At 33.0% G+C, this 18,309-nt stretch carries 20 protein-coding genes; 10 read left to right on the top strand and 10 right to left on the bottom strand.

The window, feature by feature from the left end; genetic code table 11:
* Positions 1-110 precede the first annotated feature (110 nt).
* The gene (locus tag AC1EUU_RS10710) at positions 111-1,283 is read left to right on the top strand and encodes an LVIVD repeat-containing protein (RefSeq protein ID WP_480201418.1); all 1,173 of its coding nucleotides are present in this window, start codon (positions 111-113) and stop codon (positions 1,281-1,283) included.
* Here AC1EUU_RS10710 and AC1EUU_RS10705 read toward each other — a convergent pair.
* From AC1EUU_RS10705 to AC1EUU_RS10685, 5 genes are all read right to left on the bottom strand, one after another.
* Positions 1,280-2,230, bottom strand: a complete 951-nt coding sequence (locus AC1EUU_RS10705; RefSeq protein WP_480201417.1) for a carbon-nitrogen hydrolase family protein — start codon at positions 2,228-2,230, stop codon at positions 1,280-1,282. The two genes, AC1EUU_RS10710 and AC1EUU_RS10705, sit on opposite strands and share 4 nt — an antisense overlap.
* Before the next feature lies 1 nt (position 2,231).
* Positions 2,232-3,164: a geranylgeranylglycerol-phosphate geranylgeranyltransferase gene (locus AC1EUU_RS10700; RefSeq protein ID WP_480201416.1), complete on the bottom strand. Its 933-nt coding sequence runs from the start codon at positions 3,162-3,164 to the stop codon at positions 2,232-2,234.
* A gap of 13 nt (positions 3,165-3,177) precedes the next feature.
* Positions 3,178-4,104, bottom strand: a complete 927-nt coding sequence (locus tag AC1EUU_RS10695) for a mevalonate kinase family protein (protein WP_480201415.1) — start codon at positions 4,102-4,104, stop codon at positions 3,178-3,180.
* Between the two features lie 86 nt (positions 4,105-4,190).
* Positions 4,191-4,775: a toxin-antitoxin system YwqK family antitoxin gene (locus AC1EUU_RS10690; protein WP_480201414.1), complete on the bottom strand. Its 585-nt coding sequence runs from the start codon at positions 4,773-4,775 to the stop codon at positions 4,191-4,193.
* Between the two features lie 133 nt (positions 4,776-4,908).
* On the bottom strand, positions 4,909-6,066 hold the full coding sequence (locus tag AC1EUU_RS10685) for a diphosphomevalonate decarboxylase (RefSeq protein ID WP_480201413.1): 1,158 nt from the start codon (positions 6,064-6,066) through the stop codon (positions 4,909-4,911).
* Positions 6,067-6,123: 57 nt separating this feature from the next.
* On the opposite strand from AC1EUU_RS10685, the gene AC1EUU_RS10680 reads away from it, so the two are divergent.
* On the top strand, positions 6,124-6,360 hold the full coding sequence (locus AC1EUU_RS10680; RefSeq protein WP_480201412.1) for a hypothetical protein: 237 nt from the start codon (positions 6,124-6,126) through the stop codon (positions 6,358-6,360).
* 3 nt (positions 6,361-6,363) lie between these two features.
* Here AC1EUU_RS10680 and AC1EUU_RS10675 read toward each other — a convergent pair whose 3' ends face one another.
* Complete coding sequence (locus AC1EUU_RS10675; RefSeq protein WP_480201411.1) at positions 6,364-6,885, bottom strand: GNAT family N-acetyltransferase; 522 nt, start codon at positions 6,883-6,885, stop codon at positions 6,364-6,366.
* A gap of 170 nt (positions 6,886-7,055) precedes the next feature.
* Between AC1EUU_RS10675 and AC1EUU_RS10670 the strand changes: the two genes are divergently transcribed.
* From AC1EUU_RS10670 to AC1EUU_RS10645, 6 genes are all read left to right on the top strand, one after another.
* Positions 7,056-8,579, top strand: coding sequence for a carboxypeptidase-like regulatory domain-containing protein (locus AC1EUU_RS10670; protein ID WP_480201410.1), 1,524 nt, complete (start codon positions 7,056-7,058; stop codon positions 8,577-8,579).
* 136 nt (positions 8,580-8,715) lie between these two features.
* On the top strand, positions 8,716-9,048 hold the full coding sequence (locus tag AC1EUU_RS10665) for an ArsR/SmtB family transcription factor (protein ID WP_480201409.1): 333 nt from the start codon (positions 8,716-8,718) through the stop codon (positions 9,046-9,048).
* A 37-nt stretch (positions 9,049-9,085) separates the two neighbouring features.
* Complete coding sequence (locus AC1EUU_RS10660) at positions 9,086-9,577, top strand: N-acetyltransferase family protein (protein ID WP_480201408.1); 492 nt, start codon at positions 9,086-9,088, stop codon at positions 9,575-9,577.
* Between the two features lie 111 nt (positions 9,578-9,688).
* Positions 9,689-10,180 carry a DUF6428 family protein gene (locus AC1EUU_RS10655; protein ID WP_480201407.1) on the top strand — a complete coding sequence of 164 codons (492 nt, stop codon included), beginning with the start codon at positions 9,689-9,691 and terminating at the stop codon, positions 10,178-10,180.
* Positions 10,181-10,232: 52 nt separating this feature from the next.
* Positions 10,233-10,865 carry a low molecular weight phosphatase family protein gene (locus tag AC1EUU_RS10650; RefSeq protein WP_480201406.1) on the top strand — a complete coding sequence of 211 codons (633 nt, stop codon included), beginning with the start codon at positions 10,233-10,235 and terminating at the stop codon, positions 10,863-10,865.
* Positions 10,866-10,868: 3 nt separating this feature from the next.
* Positions 10,869-11,636, top strand: coding sequence for an MIP/aquaporin family protein (locus AC1EUU_RS10645; protein ID WP_480201405.1), 768 nt, complete (start codon positions 10,869-10,871; stop codon positions 11,634-11,636).
* Between the two features lie 84 nt (positions 11,637-11,720).
* Here the strand turns inward: AC1EUU_RS10645 and AC1EUU_RS10640 are convergent, their stop codons facing one another.
* From AC1EUU_RS10640 to panC, 4 genes are read right to left on the bottom strand one after another with little or no spacing between them, the layout of a single operon-like run.
* Positions 11,721-12,935: a BaiN/RdsA family NAD(P)/FAD-dependent oxidoreductase gene (locus tag AC1EUU_RS10640; protein ID WP_480201404.1), complete on the bottom strand. Its 1,215-nt coding sequence runs from the start codon at positions 12,933-12,935 to the stop codon at positions 11,721-11,723.
* Positions 12,936-12,965: 30 nt separating this feature from the next.
* Positions 12,966-13,895: a GYDIA family GHMP kinase gene (locus AC1EUU_RS10635; RefSeq protein ID WP_480201403.1), complete on the bottom strand. Its 930-nt coding sequence runs from the start codon at positions 13,893-13,895 to the stop codon at positions 12,966-12,968.
* Entirely contained in the window at positions 13,895-14,866 is a 972-nt protein-coding gene (locus AC1EUU_RS10630; RefSeq protein WP_480201402.1) for a lysylphosphatidylglycerol synthase transmembrane domain-containing protein, read from the bottom strand. The genes AC1EUU_RS10635 and AC1EUU_RS10630 overlap by 1 nt, the downstream gene beginning before the upstream one ends.
* Positions 14,867-14,898: 32 nt before the next feature.
* Positions 14,899-15,741 (bottom strand): pantoate--beta-alanine ligase, encoded by an 843-nt coding sequence (panC, locus tag AC1EUU_RS10625; protein WP_480201401.1) that lies wholly within the window; start codon positions 15,739-15,741, stop codon positions 14,899-14,901.
* A gap of 102 nt (positions 15,742-15,843) precedes the next feature.
* Between panC and AC1EUU_RS10620 the strand changes: the two genes are divergently transcribed.
* Both AC1EUU_RS10620 and AC1EUU_RS10615 read left to right on the top strand, forming a co-directional pair.
* Complete coding sequence (locus tag AC1EUU_RS10620) at positions 15,844-16,650, top strand: glycogen/starch synthase (RefSeq protein WP_480201400.1); 807 nt, start codon at positions 15,844-15,846, stop codon at positions 16,648-16,650.
* A 28-nt stretch (positions 16,651-16,678) separates the two neighbouring features.
* Positions 16,679-18,298, top strand: coding sequence for a DUF4270 domain-containing protein (locus AC1EUU_RS10615; RefSeq protein ID WP_480201399.1), 1,620 nt, complete (start codon positions 16,679-16,681; stop codon positions 18,296-18,298).
* Positions 18,299-18,309 lie beyond the last annotated feature (11 nt).

Below are 18,309 nucleotides of genomic sequence, written 5' to 3'. Positions count from 1 at the left end.
TTTGGCAAAGGTACTGCTTTAAATTCTTAAAAAACAAAGTATTATAATGAATATTAGTTATATTTATAAAACCTAACTATTCCTAAACACGTATTTATAAAAGGAATATTATGAGAAATCTTTTTTTGTTAGTGCTGTTTCTATTTGTTTCTTGTACATCAGATGACGACAACAGTAATCCAACACTCCCTGGTAAAGAGGTGAAACTTACCTTTCAATGGGAAAATGAAATTGCCTCTTTTTTACCACAAGGAATGGTATATGATCAACAAAATAGACCATATTTATTTTTGGTGGCAAAGGGTGGGGGCCTATTGATATTTAAAGATAATGGTATTAATGAACCGAGTCAGGTGGCAAATGTTTCTATTGGAGATTTAAAAACATTACACGCAATGAATATTTACCAACAAGGAAATTATCTTTATCTGTCATTAGGTGATTTTTTTGGTGAAAACTCAAAAGCGGGATTGGCAATTATAAACGTTAGTAATCCAGAAATCCCTGTTGTCGAAGATGTTTGGGATAGTGACACCTTAATTGAAGGAAGTGCGATAGTGCATGTAGATGGAAACTATGCATATCTTGGAGCCATGAAACATGGATTGTATATTTTCGATATTTCAAACCCTAAACAGATTAAAGAATTGGCTAATTATGTGCCTGATAAAAACTTTCCAATTGAAGACCCACCACAGGCTCAAATACCCAATGCAAGAGGAATGGACGTAATAGGTGATTTTTTATATCTGTGTTATGATGCCGGAGGTATTCGTATTATTGACATTAGTAATAAAGAATTTCCCGATGAAGTAGGGAAATTTGCTAATCAAACGAATCAACACAATACGCCCAAAGCTTATAATAATATTATAATAGAGGGAAATTTGGCCTTTTGCGCAGTTGATTATTGTGGTTTTGAAATTTGGGATATTACAAACAAACAAGATGCAGAAATGATTGGTTGGTGGAACCCGTGGAATTGTGAAACCTTAGAGAATTTATGGTTTAATAGTCAAGGACATTCAAATCAAATGATATATGACCGAACTAATAAATTAATGTTTGTAAGCACAGGTAGAAGTGATCTTTCTGTATTAGATGTTTCTGATTCTGAAAACCCCAGTTTAAAATCTTCATATGGGGTTTTTGATGATGCCGAAGCAACATGGGGGATGACGATGCAAAATAGAGATATTTATCTTTTATATATAAAGGCAGGAGTTCCGCTTTATAGCGACTGGTCTGGTCTTAAAAAGTTAACATGGGCATTTCAGGATTAATCACTGAATCTTACTGTAGATTGTCGTTCTCGATTAACTGATAATCTGGTTACGTCCGGGCGGGAATAGTGTCCAACCGGATCAAAATTTTGTCGCTCTTCTAAGACACGATTAAAATTTAATGTTTGAATAATTAATCCCTCTTTATGAAGTTGCGGCTCTATAATCCATTCGCCATCTGGCCCTGCAATACAGCTACCGCCATTAGCCAAGACATCTGGAGCATTCTCTAAAATTCGATTAAGGTGAGGAGTGTCTTTCGGGAAGTCATTTTTATTCATTAAGCTAGAAACAGACAAAACGAAAGAGCGTGATTCACGAGCAATAAAACGCGTAATATCTTTGGTATTATGATCACTCCCTGGCCAAATGGCAACATGTAAATTTTCACCTTGACCATATAGCGCTGCCCTTGGTAAAGGCATCCAATTTTCCCAACAATTTAAGCCTCCAACAGTAAATTTTTTCAACTCATGTACTTGCAATCCATTTCCGTCACCTGGGGCCCAGGTAAGGCGTTCATCATATGTTGGCTGTAACTTTCTATGCACTGACTTTATTTCACCATTCTCGTTAATATATACAAGTGATGCATAGATACTATGGCCTCCACGATCTAAGGGGCGTTCAATAATGCCCAAGTATATGCTGATTTTATGTGTTTGAGCTAGGCCGCATATAGCATCAAGATCACCATTTTCAATCGTTACTGCATTAGCAACATAATGCGCATGTAGCTCCTTATTTACCTTAGTATTCCATTCAGCACCTCCTGTTAAGGCAAGCCAAAAAGGATAACCGGGGATTAAACCTTCTCCAAAAACAACGAGCTCACATTTTTCTTTTGCCGCATCGGTGATCGCTTTTTTTACTTTATCTAGGGTTTTTTCTTTATTTAACCAAACTGGTGAAATTTGGCCCAAGGCTACTTTTAGGTACTGATCCATATTACAAAATGCGTTTTATTATTACTGAAGTATCTATTAATACTAAACTAAAAACACCTAAAATTAAAATAAGTTTAACGACATTATGTAAAAACACATAGTTTTTTTTCGAAGAGCGCATCCATAGGATTATAATCATTACAAGTAAGGTTAATCCGGTGATGTAGAAATAGTATTTCATATGCCCAATTTCAGGATATTTCCATAAAAAGTAAGTTGGTAATACAACTAAAACCGCTAAAAAGCTTATTAAAAATTTAGTAAAAACCTCTCCATATACAATTGGTACGGTCTTATAGTTTTGCAATAAGTCTCCTTTCATATTTTCTAATTCTTTGATCAACTCTTTTATAAGAAGTATAATCCCTAAGAAAAGGGCATGAACAAAAATTACGGTAGAAAAGTTTCGATAATACACAAAAATCACAAAAAATGGTAATAGAGATAATACTGTTGAAGAGAGAAGGCCAGTTAGCGGATATTTGGTTAATTTATGTGAATAAAACCATATTAAAAAAATATAAACAGCAAAGAATAGTGCCGCCTTCCAAGAAACCAGAAAACCGAGAATAAATCCTAAAAAATTAAGAAAAAAGTAGATGTTTAATTTGGTTTTTTGATTTACAATGCTGTCAATTTTAGCTTTTAAAGGGCGATTTATGCGATCTTTCTCGGCATCATAGAAATTATTAATAATGTAGCCAGCAGCAATTACACAAACAGAAGCAAGTACTACAAAGAATAAATCTGTGTTTAGTAAAACCTCCTTTAATGACTTTTTGGGTGAGAAAATAAAAACTGCAGCTAAATATTGAGCAATTATAATAATGAGAATATTATAACCTCTTACAACCGAGAGTAGGCTGAAAAATTTATGAAAAATAGAATATTTCCTTTGAGATACGTTACTCACAACGACATCAAAGATATCCAAAAAAAGTTTTGTTTTAGAATCTGTATACTAGTTCTAACTTATAATCTTTTAAGAGCTCTTTTGCTTTTTGATAATCGTGCGTAAAGCCTAAAATATAACCTCCTCCTCCAGAGCCACATAGTTTTAAATAATAGTCATTTGTTTCAATGCCTTTTTGCCAAACTTTATGAAACGCTTTTGGAATCATTGGTTTAAAATTCGCCAAAACCACTTTTGATAATTGCTTTACATTACCTAATAAAGACTTGGCATTACCGTGTAAAAAATCTTCAATACAAGCATCGGTATACTTGGCAAAATCTTCATTAATCATTTTTCTAAAACCTTCGTTCTTCATTTTATTCATAAAGATGTTTACCATAGGTCCTGTCTCTCCAACTTGCTGTGAATCTAATAAGAAAACAGCTCCTTTCCCTTCTTTTTGAGAAGGAATCCCTGTTGGTTCTAAATTATCTTTAGAGTTAATTAAAATAGGGAGGCTTAAATAACTATTTAACGGATCTAAACCAGAACTTTTGCCATGAAAGAACGACTCCATGCTCGCGAAGATCGTCTTAAGATTTAATAATTTCTCTCGTGTGAGATTTTCTAGAACCGTAATCTTATTAATTGCATATTTATCATAGATCGCAGCAACTAATGCTCCCGAGCTTCCTACACCGTATCCTTGGGGAATACTTGAGTCAAAATACATGCCTGCATCAATATCGCGTTGAAACTCTTCTAGTCTAAACTGCACTAAATCCTTTGAAAGGTACTTAATATAGTCATGAAATTTAGCTAAATTTTCATTTGAACTCTTAGCAATATTGTTAGGATTTTCATCGGTTTTTAATGCACCTTGATAAGAGTTATATGGGATAGCTAATCCCTTAGAATCTTTAATAATTCCGTACTCTCCGAACAATAATATTTTTGCATAGAATAAAGGCCCCTTCATAAATTTCTAGCGGTTTTTATAGTATAACGCAAATATAGTAGATTCTGTTGTAAATCAAACTTTTAAAAAAATAAAAGGGTTTTTTATTAATCATCATCAATACCATCGTAAAAATACATTTTCCAAACACCCACTTTTTTGTCATTTTTATATTTCCCTTCGCCTTTTAGTTTTCCATTTTTATGGTATTCTTTCCATGTACCGTTTCGCACACCATTTTCAAATTGTCCTTCTTCATCGGGTTTTGAATTTTCAAAGAAACTTACCCAAGTGCCATGAATTTTCCCATCGGTATTATAGTTGTACTGACTTTTTAATGGGCCCGTTTCGTGATAGTTTTTACGAACACCATTTAAAACGTTGTTTTTGTAGCTAACAGTTTGCATTACGTTGCCATTTTCGTAATACCAAGTAACAACTCCATTAAAAAACTCAGAATCTGGTGATGTTGATAAGGCTTCCATTTGTTTAGCACCAGATAAGTAATAATCAACTAGCCAGAAACCATCACCTTTTTTTTCTGGAGCTGGGCGATAATAAGATGCTACATTTTTTTCAGACTTACCCCAATTGGCATCATACCAAATCGTATCTTTTACAACTTGCGAATCAATTGCAAGTGTCGATAACAGAAAACATACTAGAAGTAAAAGAGAGCTATATTTTTTCATGATTTGAAGATTAAGATTAAACAAAAACGACCTTAACAGTTTAAAAAACTGCTGCAATTTTATTATGCATTGGTTCTCTTAAGCTTCAAAATTTAATGGTAGGGCACATTAAATTATAAGCGGATATTCGTATTTACATTTGCTTGGCCCCGTTACCCGCTCTATCACAAATATAGTGATTATTTTGGCAAAATTGAATTAATTCGGATGTTATAAATTTATTGATAAGCTCCTTTTCATTCTCAGGATAAAGCACGTGAACATTGGCTCCGGCATCAAGCGTAAAACAAATATGTGTATTGGTTTGTTTACGAAAATCCCATATTTTATTGATGATTGAAAGTGTGTTTGGTTTCATCAGAATGAAATATGGATTACTAGTCATCATCATAGCATGTAAACTAAGTGCTTCGCTCTCAACTATTTCAATAAATGACTTTAAATTACCATTTTGAAGTACTTCGCTAATTCTTTCAATGTTTTTATTTGCTTGAAGAAACCGTTGAGAGGCAAAAGGATGGTTATGCATTAAATTATGACCTACTGTGCTGGAAACTTGCTTTTGACCTTTATCAACTAAAAGAATAGTGTCATGAAAATTCTTAAAATTCTCATGGACATAATGTGGAAACTCAATTCCAAATAAATCAGAACTTCCTTTAATTGTGTCATGTGCTCCCCAAACGACTAAATTGCCTTTAATACTTCTTGCAGCACTACCCGAGCCCAATCTAGCTAAATAAGATGCCTTTTTATAAAAATAATCATCAGACATTTTCGGGTTTAACGCTTTTTCTATACTCATAATACATAAGGCCAAAGCCGCCATTCCACTAGCTGAAGAAGCAATACCACTGCTATGTGGAAATGAATTATGAGTTTCAATGACTATATTATAGTCAATTAAAAAAGGAATGAACACGATAGTTCTAGTTAGGAATGTACGTACCTTTTTTTGAAATTCTGGTTTTTTTTCACCATCTAAAAAGATATCGATCTTTGAAAAACGTTGGGTAATTACCTGTTCAAATTGTTTGTGATCTTTATCATTGTCAATCTGATTTTTAATAGCTTTTGTATTAAGAATGTCTCTGTTTTTCTTAAACTTAAGAGTTGTAATAGTATGACATGCATCAAGCGTAAAACTTATTGAAGCATTTTCCGGTAACTGAGGTTCGCGTTTTCCCCAGTATTTTACAAGGGCAATATTACTCGGGGCCTTCCATGTAAAACTACCACTCTCAAGGTCTTTAGAGTTGGTTGACTTGTAAATGAATTCGTTTTCGTTCAAGAATTATGATTTTGTGCAAAGATAGAATTATTAGTTTTGCACTTCAAAAGAAATAATATGAATAGAAAAATAAAACTGATATGGGATTTTCGTGGACCTGCTGCTCAAAAAACAGCCGAACATCATGTGATACACCTAAAAGAGTATGCTCAAATTGAAAATGTAAAAACCTATGGTATTAATTCGGAAAAATTCTCAGATTTTATTTCTACTGCTTTTATGATAATTGACGAAAAAAATATGCTTATTGTGCGCGATGCTTTAAAACCGCATAGAGGAGAAGTAGCCAAATAATAATTAAGATAAAAGACTCACTGTAGATACTTCCATAACGTAATCATCCATAATATAGCCATTACCTATATCAAATTTTTTTTCTTCTACAACATTAAAACCTCGTTTCTTGTACCAGTTAATAGTGTTTGAATTATGACGATTTACAGTAAGCCAAATAGACCCAATATTTCGTTCACTGCATAATTGCTTTATAAAATCTAATAATTGGAAACCAAACCCTTTTCCTCGAGTAGTAGCATCAACATAAATCTTACTAATCATTAACTTACCATCGGGATGGTTAGGCCGTAAACCTAAATACCCAATTGCTTCTTCTTTTTCATGAAGCAAATAATATTCGTAATCAGAGTTAATTTGCTCAGTAATTGCTTTTTCACTTTGAAATTTTTTCAACATATAATCTACTTGATGCTGTCCAATAATCGGAACATAATGATGATTCCATATTTTATGGGCAAGATTGGCGGTAGTTTTTATTTGTTCTGCGTTTGAAACTTTATGGATCATAGTTTTAATATTCATTCGCAAAATAGCTAAAAATTATGTTACTTTTTATCAAATAACTCGTCTATTGAGCAAATAATAATATTATTAAAAGCGTTAAAAAAAGAATAAAAATATCTTAACATTGGGCTAATCACCTTGATATTAAGATTAGATTGCTTTATTTCGCTATCGATAAATTTCTAATCATGCAAAATTACACCTTTAAGGTTTTTTTATTTTTTGTTTTAATAACAGGGTTCACAGCTCAAGCACAGGTTATAAGTTCAAAAATTGTAGATTCAATAACGAAGGAACCTGTACCCTATGCTACTATCTTGTATAAGAGAAGCGGAATGATTAGTAATGAAGAAGGCCGTTTTAGTTTTTTGTACAGAGAAAATTCGAAACCTACAGATACCTTAACAATCTCTTGCATAGGTTTTAAAACTATTTCTAAACCCTTAAATCAATTTAAAGATAGTGTTATCTACTTAGCACCTAAAGCAATTGAATTGAAAGAAGTAGTGCTAAGTGGTAAAAAATATACGGCTAAAGAGATTATAGTTAAAGTCAAAGAGAATATGTCTAAGAATTACAATTTCGATTTGACCAAAAAACGCTTGTTTTTTCGAGAGTCGAATCATCAGAATTTTGTAAAGTCAGATTATACACTTAAAAAATCAACAATTAAAGAATTAAGTAAATCTTTCTTAGATAGTGTAATGCAAAGCATCCCAAAAACAAATTCCTATTACACAGAGGTTTTATGCGATCTCTATGGTAATTTTAATAAGGAGAAGCAGAAGATTGACCTTATAAAGGCATCAGAATTGTATGATAAAGACAATGAAATGGGCATGAATGCCTTAGAGGAAAAATTCAATCAAATAATAGAGAAAAATGTAAAGCCCGATTCTTACTTTAAGATAAAATCAGGCATTTTTGGTCAAAAGGTTGATATGGATGAATTTAAGGATAAAAAAGTAGATTCAACAGATAGTAATGCTTTAAATAAAAAGCTAGAAGAGGAAAAGAAGAAAAGAGCCGAAAGAAAAAAGAACTTTGCTAAATATAGAAGAAATAGCTTAGCGAATCTTATGGGAGATTTATTCTTTCAAGAAAAAACGAAGCAAAACTTCATCAAAAAATCGGGTAGATATGAGTTTACCTTACTAGACATTACATTTCTAGGCGAAGATGCTGTTTATGTGCTTGAATTTAAGCCGAAGCGATCTGAAGATTATAAGGGTAAAATTTATGTAAATACTGAAGATTTTGCTATACTCCGAGCAGATTATGAAAGTGTTAAGGCAATTAAGAATTTTAATTTGCTAGGAATCTCTTACCGATTGTATTCATCAAAAGGAAAAATGATTTTTGCACAAGGAGAAGACAAGCGTTATAATTTGCAGTATTTAGAGAAGGAAGAAGGTAGTAGATTCGGTATTCGAAGACCATTAAAAATTATAGAAAAGAATAAAAATGTTAGAGGTAGACGTAAACAAAATGAACTATACATTAAACTAGATATGGCGATTAGAAGTATGAATAAAAATGAAGTAGTTGTTTTTGATACGGAGGCAGTGACCAATCAATCATTTAGCAATCTGAAAGAGCAAAACACTGTTTTACCAACCTACATGCCTAAATACGATCCAGAGTTTTGGAAAGGCTATAATATTATGGAGCCAAATCAGGCGATAAGAGACTTTACAGTGATCGCAGAATAGAGAATTAACATTATACCAATTGAGTAATTTTCTACGTATATTAATGAAGAACAAATCAAATGCGACGTAATTAAATTGATAAATTTTACAAATTTATTTGGAGATTTAAAGATTAATCGTACATTTGCGATGAACTATGAGTAAAACATTACAACATATAGAGTATTCAGATGATGCAAAAGAGTTAGCTGCCTATGCAAAGGCACTTGGGCACCCGGTGCGATTGGTAATCTTAAAACACTTAAGTAATCAAACTTGCTGCTATACCGGTGATCTGGTGGAAATATTACCATTGGCACAATCTACTATATCGCAACATTTGAAAGAACTTAAAGATGCAGGCTTAATCGAAGGTGAAGTAAATCCGCCAAAAATCAGGTATTGTATCAACCAAGAAAATTGGAATAAGGCTAAAAAATTATTTGAAACATTATTTGAAGAGGATTTCAAATCGATTAAATGTTGTTAAACTATTTTTTTGACCATATTCATCGTTAAATTACGATATGGAAATAAAGCAAATGAGATCTAAAGATTGGCAGGCTGTTGCAAATATATACGAGCAAGGCATTCAAACTGGTATTGCCACTTTTGAGACTGAAATGCCAACTTGGAAACAATGGAATGCATCACACATTGATGCTTGTAGGCTTACTGCATGGCTGAATAATAAAATAGTTGGTTGGGCTGCACTTTCGCCCGTTTCGAGTAGATGTGTTTACGAAGGTGTTGCAGAGGTAAGTGTATATGTAGATACTAGTTTAGGAGGGAAAGGTGTCGGATCACAACTATTAGAAAAATTAGTCCTTGAAAGTGAGGTTGCGGGGTTTTGGACTTTACAATCTGGTATTTTTCCTCAAAATATTGCAAGTATTAGATTACATGAAAAACATGGATTTAGAAAAATAGGCTATCGGGAAAAAGTGGGGAAATTAGATGGTGTTTGGCATGATAATATTTTAATGGAAAAAAGAAGTAAAACAATAGGAATAGAATAAATAAACATCGTCAATTTGAGTGATTTCAATTTATTGAAACCGTATCTGTGAAGATTTATAGATACTTCATTCATTTAAATTTTACTCGAAATGACATAAATACTTAGAAAAATGAAAACGCAAAATTTATTACAATTATTAAAAGAGAATTCAGAAAAAGAACTGGTTTTTGAATATAAAGAAGGTGAATACGTAGGAGCCAATTATCATATAACTGAAGTTAAAAATACAGTAATTAAGTCTGTTGATTGTGGAGGTAGAAGCGACGCTTGGAATGAAACAATTATTCAATTATGGGAAAGCCCGAAAGAAATTGGTAAACGCGATTTTATGAAAGCGGGCAAAGCACTATCTATACTAGAAAAAGTAGACAAAATTCATACAATTGATAGAGAATCTCCGGCCTTTTTTGAATATAGTAATGACAAATTTCATAAGGCAAACCTTGAAATACATAACGTTGAGTTAACCTCAGACAAATTACTAATTAAGTTATTTGTATCGCAAACAGATTGCAAGGCAAAAGAAGCTTGTGAAGTGAATGATAAAAAGTTAGTCACTGCAGAAGATGCTTCTTGTTGTACTGGATCTGGATGCTGTTAAACAAAAGATTACAGCTATTTCTGCTTTAACAGAAGTTTAGATAAAATAGAAAATGAAAAAAAATAGTAAAGCGAAATTATTTAATGAGTTAAAGGATGTAATAGCCACCATTGATATCTCAACAATAAGTGAAGAGCGCAAACAAGTGTTACAACCTTTAATTCATTTTATACAAAATAAAGTGGATGTAAAGACAGATTTTCGATTAAATTTTATCTGTACACACAATTCACGAAGAAGCCACTTATCGCAAATTTGGGCACAGACCATGGCTCGACATTTTAGAGTTCGAAATGTATTTTGCTATTCAGGTGGTACAGAAGCAACTGCTATGTACCCCATGATAGCCGAAACATTAAAAAAGACGGGGTTTAAAATTACCACCATTTCAGAAACGGAAAATCCTGTTTACGCAATTAAATTTGGTGAAAGTACGCATCCTATAATTGGTTTTTCAAAAGTTTTTGACAATGCTTTCAATCCTCAATCTAGATTTGCTGCCATAATGGTTTGTTCTGAAGCAGAAGAAAACTGCCCATTTATAAGCAGTGCTGAGAAGCGCATATCAGTTACATATGAAGATCCGAAAGAATTTGATGGAACCTCACTGCAGGCAGAAAAATATCAGGAGAGGAGTATGCAAATAGCTACCGAAATGTTTTATGTTTTTTCTAGTATTAGATAAACAGTGCGCTCAATAAAAGAATACATAGGAGAATTCTTAGGAACTTTGTTACTTGTATTTTTTGGATGTGGAGCAGTAGCTGTTTCAGTAGTTTTTGGTGCATTAAACTTATTGGGTGTCGCAGTTATCTTCGGATTGGGAGTGTCTATTGCGATTTTTTCAGTTAAAAATATATGCCCGGCACACTTAAATCCTGCCGTTAGTATTGCGATGGCTGTTAATGGACATTTAAAGCTAAAAAAGCTCCCTTTATATGTAATTGCACAGTTTCTTGGAGCCTTACTTGGAGCGCTTCTGTTATTTCTTATTTTTAATAATGCTATAATTAATTTTGAAGAAACCGCTGGGATCATAAGAGGAAGCGAAATATCTTATCGTTCTGCAATGATGTTCGGAGAGTATTTTCCTAACCCTGCTTTTGCTGAAAAACTTTCAGTTTCACTTTTACAAGCTTGTTTTATGGAAGGACTGGGGACGTTCATTTTGGTATTTGTAATTTTTAAGCTGACGGAGAAGCAAGAATTAATTAATAACATGACTCCACTCGCTATAGGACTAACTGTTACGATTTTAATCTGTTTGATTGCACCTTTTACACAAGGAGGATTCAATCCTGCTCGCGATTTTTCGCCTCGAATAATAGCTTATTTCGGCGGTTGGAAACTAGCGGCATTTCCAATAATAAATTATAGTTTTTTTACCGTATATATTTTATCACCTGTTTTAGGAGGAGTGCTGGCAGCTTTTTCCTGTAAATTATTAAAAAACTAGCCTGAATTGATTCCCTGAGCTCACTCATTTTGAATTTTCATTTCGAAGATTGCGCAAGAACTAAACGAATTTTGAGAGTCTAAGCTAGTCGTAGGCAATAGATTTACCGGCGATGTACCCGCCTGTCCATGCATTTTGAAAATTAAATCCTCCGGTAACTGCATCAATATTCAGTACCTCACCGGCAAAAAATAGGTTTTTATGCAATTTACTTTCAAACTTTTTAAAGTTAATTTCTTTTAAATCTATGCCACCAGCTGTAACAAACTCTTCTTTAAAAGTTGTTTTTCCATTGGCATCAAATAAGGAACTTGTAAGTTGATTAGATAGATTTTCTAGCTGTTGATTGCTTAAATCTGCCCAGCGATTTTTTGAGTTGATTCCAGATGCTTTACTCAAATTTTCCCACAAGCGCTTCGGAATCTCCTCAAAAGCACTTTTCTGAATAACAAACTTTTTTGATTGTTCTAATTTAGTCAACTTTAGAGTACCGAGAATTTCGTTTTTTGATTTTGAAAGCCAATTTACAAGTACGTTATATTGGTAGTTTTTACTTGCTAGAAATAACGCCCCAAATGCTGATAATTTTAACACCGCTGGACCACTTATTCCCCAATGTGTAATTAGTAATGGCCCAGAGTTTATAAAATTCGAATCAACCAATTGAACGGTTGCGTTAGGAACGGCTATTCCAGGAATTTCTTTAATCCTTTTATCATTGATTTTAAATGTAAATAAAGAAGGAACGGGAGGAATAATTGTGTGCCCAAGACCTTCTAATAATTTCCAGAACTTCGGACTACTTCCGGTGGTAATAAGTACTTTATCTGCTTCAATCACCTGTGAATTGGTTGAAATCTTGAATCGATCATTTATTTTAGAGAGGTTTTTTACATTCTGATTCAATTGTATATCAACGCCTGCTTGCTTAGAAGCATTCATAAAACAATCAATAATAGTTTGAGAAGAGTTTGTAGTGGGAAATACCCGATTATCAGCCTCTATTTTTAACGCTACTCCGCGTTCTTCAAACCACTCCATAATATCTCCTGTCATAAATTGATGAAATGGGCCTAATAATTCTTTTTTGCCTCTAGGGTAAAATGCTACTAATTCTTTAGGGTCAAAACAAGCATGTGTCACATTGCACCTCCCACCACCAGAAACCTTTACTTTTTGCAGTACTTTATCTCCTTTTTCAAGAATAGTAACTTTTAAATTTGGATTGCTTTCAGCTATAGTTATTGCTGCAAAAAAACCTGCCGCTCCACCTCCAATAACAATAACTTTCTGTTTCATCTATTTAAAATTTAGTTATTCTTACGGGTTTCATAAAATCATTTCTGAATATGAGAGTATCGTATTAAAACCTTTATTTTTAAAATAATTTGGAGTGTCATCATTTCCGGTTGCTAAGATGAAATCTCCTCCCCAGGCCCCCAAACTTTTTACTTGCCCAAAATAATCAGAAAATAAGGTTTGCTGTATAGGTGGTGTTTTAATAATTGAAGAAATAATTTCTTCGTGTTGAGCTAAACTTTTTTCAAAATCAACTACTGTGGTAATTTTTAAGATTTCTGTGGTGAGATCAGATATTTCACTAATAAAAAAGTCCTTATTTTCATTAATACTAAGGTAATGTTTAATGCTGTCTCGACTATTTTGTTTTTTATTAAGATGTATAAAATATAATTGCTCCTTAAAGTGAGGGCTAAAATTAACAGGATTAACTATTGGAGTTCCGCTTTCTAACTGATATACTATAGGAGTATTATTTTGCGCGCAAGCAATGTCATAGGCACTTCCACCAAAAACTTTAAATTGTAATGAGAAGGCATTGACATTAGCCCATTGAGCAATATTATTAATTAGGGTGGATGACGACCCTAAACCCCAATTTCTTTGAAAATCTAATCTTGACTGCACATGCCACCCACTGTCATTTGTCAAAAATTGCGGATTTAGTTGATTTGCTTCTAGAAGAATTTCTTGAAGCTTTAAAGCCAAGGAATCATTACCTCCATCAATTTCAGAATCAAATGTTTCTGAAATAATTCTAAGTTTTGGAAGATCGAATTCTACTTTTAGCCAGCACTTGCCTTTCTCGTCAAGACTTTCCCAGAATAGTATAGGTTTATGAATAGGTTTTATTTCTAAAAACTGTCCTTTTTTAGTGGGTAAAGCCAATGATTTTGCGCCATCAAGTACTAAATACTCACCTGTTAAGAGTAATTTTCCGTTGCTATAGAATCTATTCATTAGGTTCTATTTCGATTATAAATTGGTAAGAGTAAAAATGACAACCCTCCAAAAATAATTACCATTAAAGTTTGAGCGGTCCACATGATCCATCCAAAAGCATTAGCTGGATTTTGAGCAACGCCATATAGTGTAAGCGCACTTGCCACAAAAACGGGGTATATTCCTAAACCACCATTTGTTAATGCCATACTCAAACCCCCAACAACAAAACCTACGATCACGGCCGAAAACGGTAGGTTGGAAGTTTCTGGCAAGGCAAAGGTAACAGCATAAAACATGGCAATATACATGGTCCAAATAAAAATAGTATGAAAGATGAAAGGCCATTTATTCTTCATTTTAAAAATACTAATTACGCCTTCGTATAACCCATTCACAAAATTTTTAACTTTTAATAAAAAACCCGCTTTTGCTTTTTGAATTAATTTAAACCCTATAAATGCACCGCCTCCTATAATAGCTACAAGAAGTAAGCTAATGACCGTGCCAGACATACCATCTTTGAATAAGTAACTTTTAATTAATTCTGCTTGAGATATAAAAGCAATTCCTATAATGAATAGTAATAATATTACATCTGCGATGCGTTCGGCTACTATGGTGCCAATAGCTTTTTCAAAAGGGATTTTTTCGTAGCGAGAAATGGCAGTTCCTCTAGCAATATCACCAGCTCTTGGCATAGCAAGATTAATCAAATACGCCATTAGAACTGTCATAAAGCTATTAGCGAATTTTGGTTTGTAGCCTAATGGTTCGAATAAATATTTCCAACGATAGGCTCTTGAAAAGTGACTCAATATTCCAAAGAATAATGATAAACCAACCCACCAATAATTAGCAGATTTGAATGAATCTACAATATCTTTTTTGTCTTGTGGTGATAGCTGAGCCAAGAAATACCAAATAACACCAACACCAATAGCGATAGGTATAATGGTAAGTGCTGTTTTTCTAAGTTTTGAGTTCAAGTTTGATTGCAGTTTTTCGCTGACAAAAGTAATTAATTTAAAGCGATATTATCTATCAAACGAATCTTTCCGGCGTAAGCAGCCACAAAAGCTCGATATTTATTTTTTTTAAGCTTTCGTTGGGCTGATTTAAGTGTTTTAGCATTAGCAATTTCGAAATATTCGAGTTCTAAATCAGGATTATTTAAATATTGCTCTATTGCCCAATTTTTAACATTAGAAATAGACTCATTTTTAAACTTTTCTTTAGACTCGTTAAGCATTTTAAATATAAACGGTGCAGCTTTTCGATGTTTTTTTGTTAATCGTGTATTTCTAGAACTCATGGCTAAACCATCCTCTTCTCGATGAATTTTACAACCAATTACTTTTACAGGAATGTCATACTTATCAACCAATTTTTTTATGATCTGTAATTGTTGAAAATCTTTTTCACCAAAATAGGCATTATGAGGTTTCACAATTTCAAATAAACGTTTTACAATGGTACCAACACCATCGAAATGACCATCACGATGCTTGCCTTCCATTTCATGTTCGAGACCATCAAAATAGAATTTTTCAGACTGAATGTTTTTTTGATACATTTCTTCCACTGAAGGTGAAAAAACCATATCGCAACGAATGGTTTTTAATAACGCAACATCGGCATCAAGTGTTCGAGGGTATTTTTGTAAATCTTCACTTTTATCAAATTGAGTAGGATTTACAAAAATGCTTACTACTACAAGATCATTCTCTTTAATAGCTCTTTTAACAAGTGCTAGGTGTCCTTGATGAAGAGCTCCCATAGTTGGAACAAAGCCTATTGAACTTGAATCTCTGTTTTTATCAAGAGAAGCTTGAAGTGCTTCGACTGAATGAAAAACTTGCATGCAGATGTTAATTAGGAGTTAAAAGCGGGTAAACTTACTATTTTTAGGGCTAAATCTGCTTAAAATTTTGTAATTTTGCATATTCGTAACTAAGATGGATTTATGAAAGATAAGAGAATTCTGTACGTTTCTTCTGAAGTTGTACCTTACCTGCCAGAGAATGAAACGGCTAATATGTCTTTTGAAGTAGCAAGGAAAATGCATAATAATGGTGCTCAAACGCGTATTTTTATGCCAAGATTTGGTGTAATTAATGAGCGCAGACACCAGCTGCATGAAGTAATCAGATTATCAGGAATGAACTTGATCATTAATGATATGGATATGCCTTTAATCATTAAAGTGGCTTCTATTCCGAAAGAAAGAATGCAAGTTTATTTTATTGATAATGAAGAGTATTTTAAGCGTAAAGCATTATATACTGATGAAGAAGGTAATTTATTTCCCGATAATGATGAGCGTGCAATCTTTTTTGCCAAAGGTGTTGTTGAAACGGTGAAAAAATTAAACTGGGCACCAGATATAATTCATGTTCATGGGTGGATGGCGTCATTATTACCATTGTATTTAAAAGAATATTATAAGAATGATCCATTATTTGCAGAGAGTAAAATTGTAACTTCTATATATAATAATGACTTTAAAGGTTCTTTAGGAGAAGAGATGGTAGAAAAGATTAAATTCGATTCTATTTCTGAAGAAAAATTACAATCATTAACAAAAGCAAATCATACCAACCTTTTAAAAATAGCCATTGAAAATTCGGATGCGGTGATTAAAGGAAGCGAAAAACTTCCTAAAGAAATTTTAGATCATATTGAAACTTCTGAAACACCTGCATTAGAATTTCAGCCTTTAGATGATTTTACAGAGGCCTATGCTGATTTTTACCTAACCAAAGTTTTATAATTAATTATTTAAATAGTAAAATTTGTTTATGACTAATAGAATTGTAAACAGCTTTAAGTCGTTGCTTATTTTTAGCATTGTACTTTTTAGCATTATTGCCTGTGAAAAAGATTTTGAAGATGTTGGGGTGAATATCGTTGATAATAATCTTTTTAATACAAAAGACACCATCTTTGAAGTAGTTACCTACACAAAAAATATTGAACGTTCTGAGGTTATTGGCGATAATGCAGCCAGTGGCGCATTAGATGGTTTGCCAGTTTTTAATATCGGAATATTAAAAGATCCTAACTTAGGTACTTTAACAGCATCTTTTATATCTCAAGTTCAGCGACCTGCACTTGGAATAGACTTTGGATTAAATCCGGTGATCGACGCCGTAGTATTAGATATTCCGTACTTCGCAACAAGACTAACAAATAATGACGATAATACTCCTAATTTTGAGCTTGATTCAATTTTTGGAAGTTTAGATACTATAAATTTAAAAGTACATAGGCTTAAAACGTTTTTAAATACTTTAGACCCAGAAGATCCGACTCAAAATAAACGCTATTTTTCGGATGAGAGTTATGAAACACTAGAAGAACTATACGCCTCAAGCTTTATACCTAATAAAAATGACACGGTATTATATGTTCCTAGAAATTTATTTGAGGGCTCAGCTGCAATAGACACCATAAAAAAGGATGATTTAAGTCCTTCAATTAAACTTCAATTAGATAAAGGATTAATAACGAATATTTTTATTGATAATATTACTGAAGGAGATTTAGCTTCGTCTGAAACTTTTGTAAATTACTTCAGAGGGCTAATTATTGAAGCTTCAGAAAAGACACCAGGCCGCGGAGGCCCATTAATGCAGTTAGCATTGAACAATGCTACTATAAACATTTATTATACGTTTGATCTATTAACAGATGAGACCACGGCAGATCTTAACGGAGATGGGGATACGGATGATTTGCAAGTTCCGGTTAAAACTAAAGGAACATTATCATTACTAGTATCAGGAATCCGTACTGCAATATATAATAGAGATTATTCTCAGGTGCCAGATCTAATGGAGGCCTTTAATAATCCTGATTTAACTGAGGGTAGTGAAAGATTGTATATTTCTGGCGCTGCTGGAACAAACATAGAGTTAGATTTGTTTAAGAATGTAGATATAGATGAGATACGAAATGAAAATTGGCTCATTAATGGCGCGATCTTAGAATTATATATTGATCAAGACGTTGCTCATAACGACGATCTGTATATTTTACCAAACAGACTATATTTGTACAACGTTGATGATAATATTATTGTTAAAGATGTAATAACGGAAGGACAGGTAACTGGGATAGGAGGATTTTTAGTAAGAAATGAAGATGATGGAACACCAGAAAAATATCAATTTTTAATTACCGATTATTTATCAGATGTTTTAAAATCTGAAGATCCTGATGATTTGAGTAAATTAGCAATTAAAATGTATCACCTTACGGATGCACCTGTAAGCATATTTGATACCATTGTTCGAGATTTAAGCTGGGATCCGAAAGGAGTTGTGATAAAAGGGAATAAACTATTTTTAAGTGATGGAATAACACCAGATCCAGAACGATTAAAATTAAAGATCTATTATACCGAAGACCCTCAATAAAAAGAAAAATA

The organism is Maritimimonas sp. 2205BS37-2 (assembly GCF_056591755.1).
Note: the sequence above shows the minus strand (reverse complement) of the source record. Positions and strands in the feature narration are given on the sequence as shown.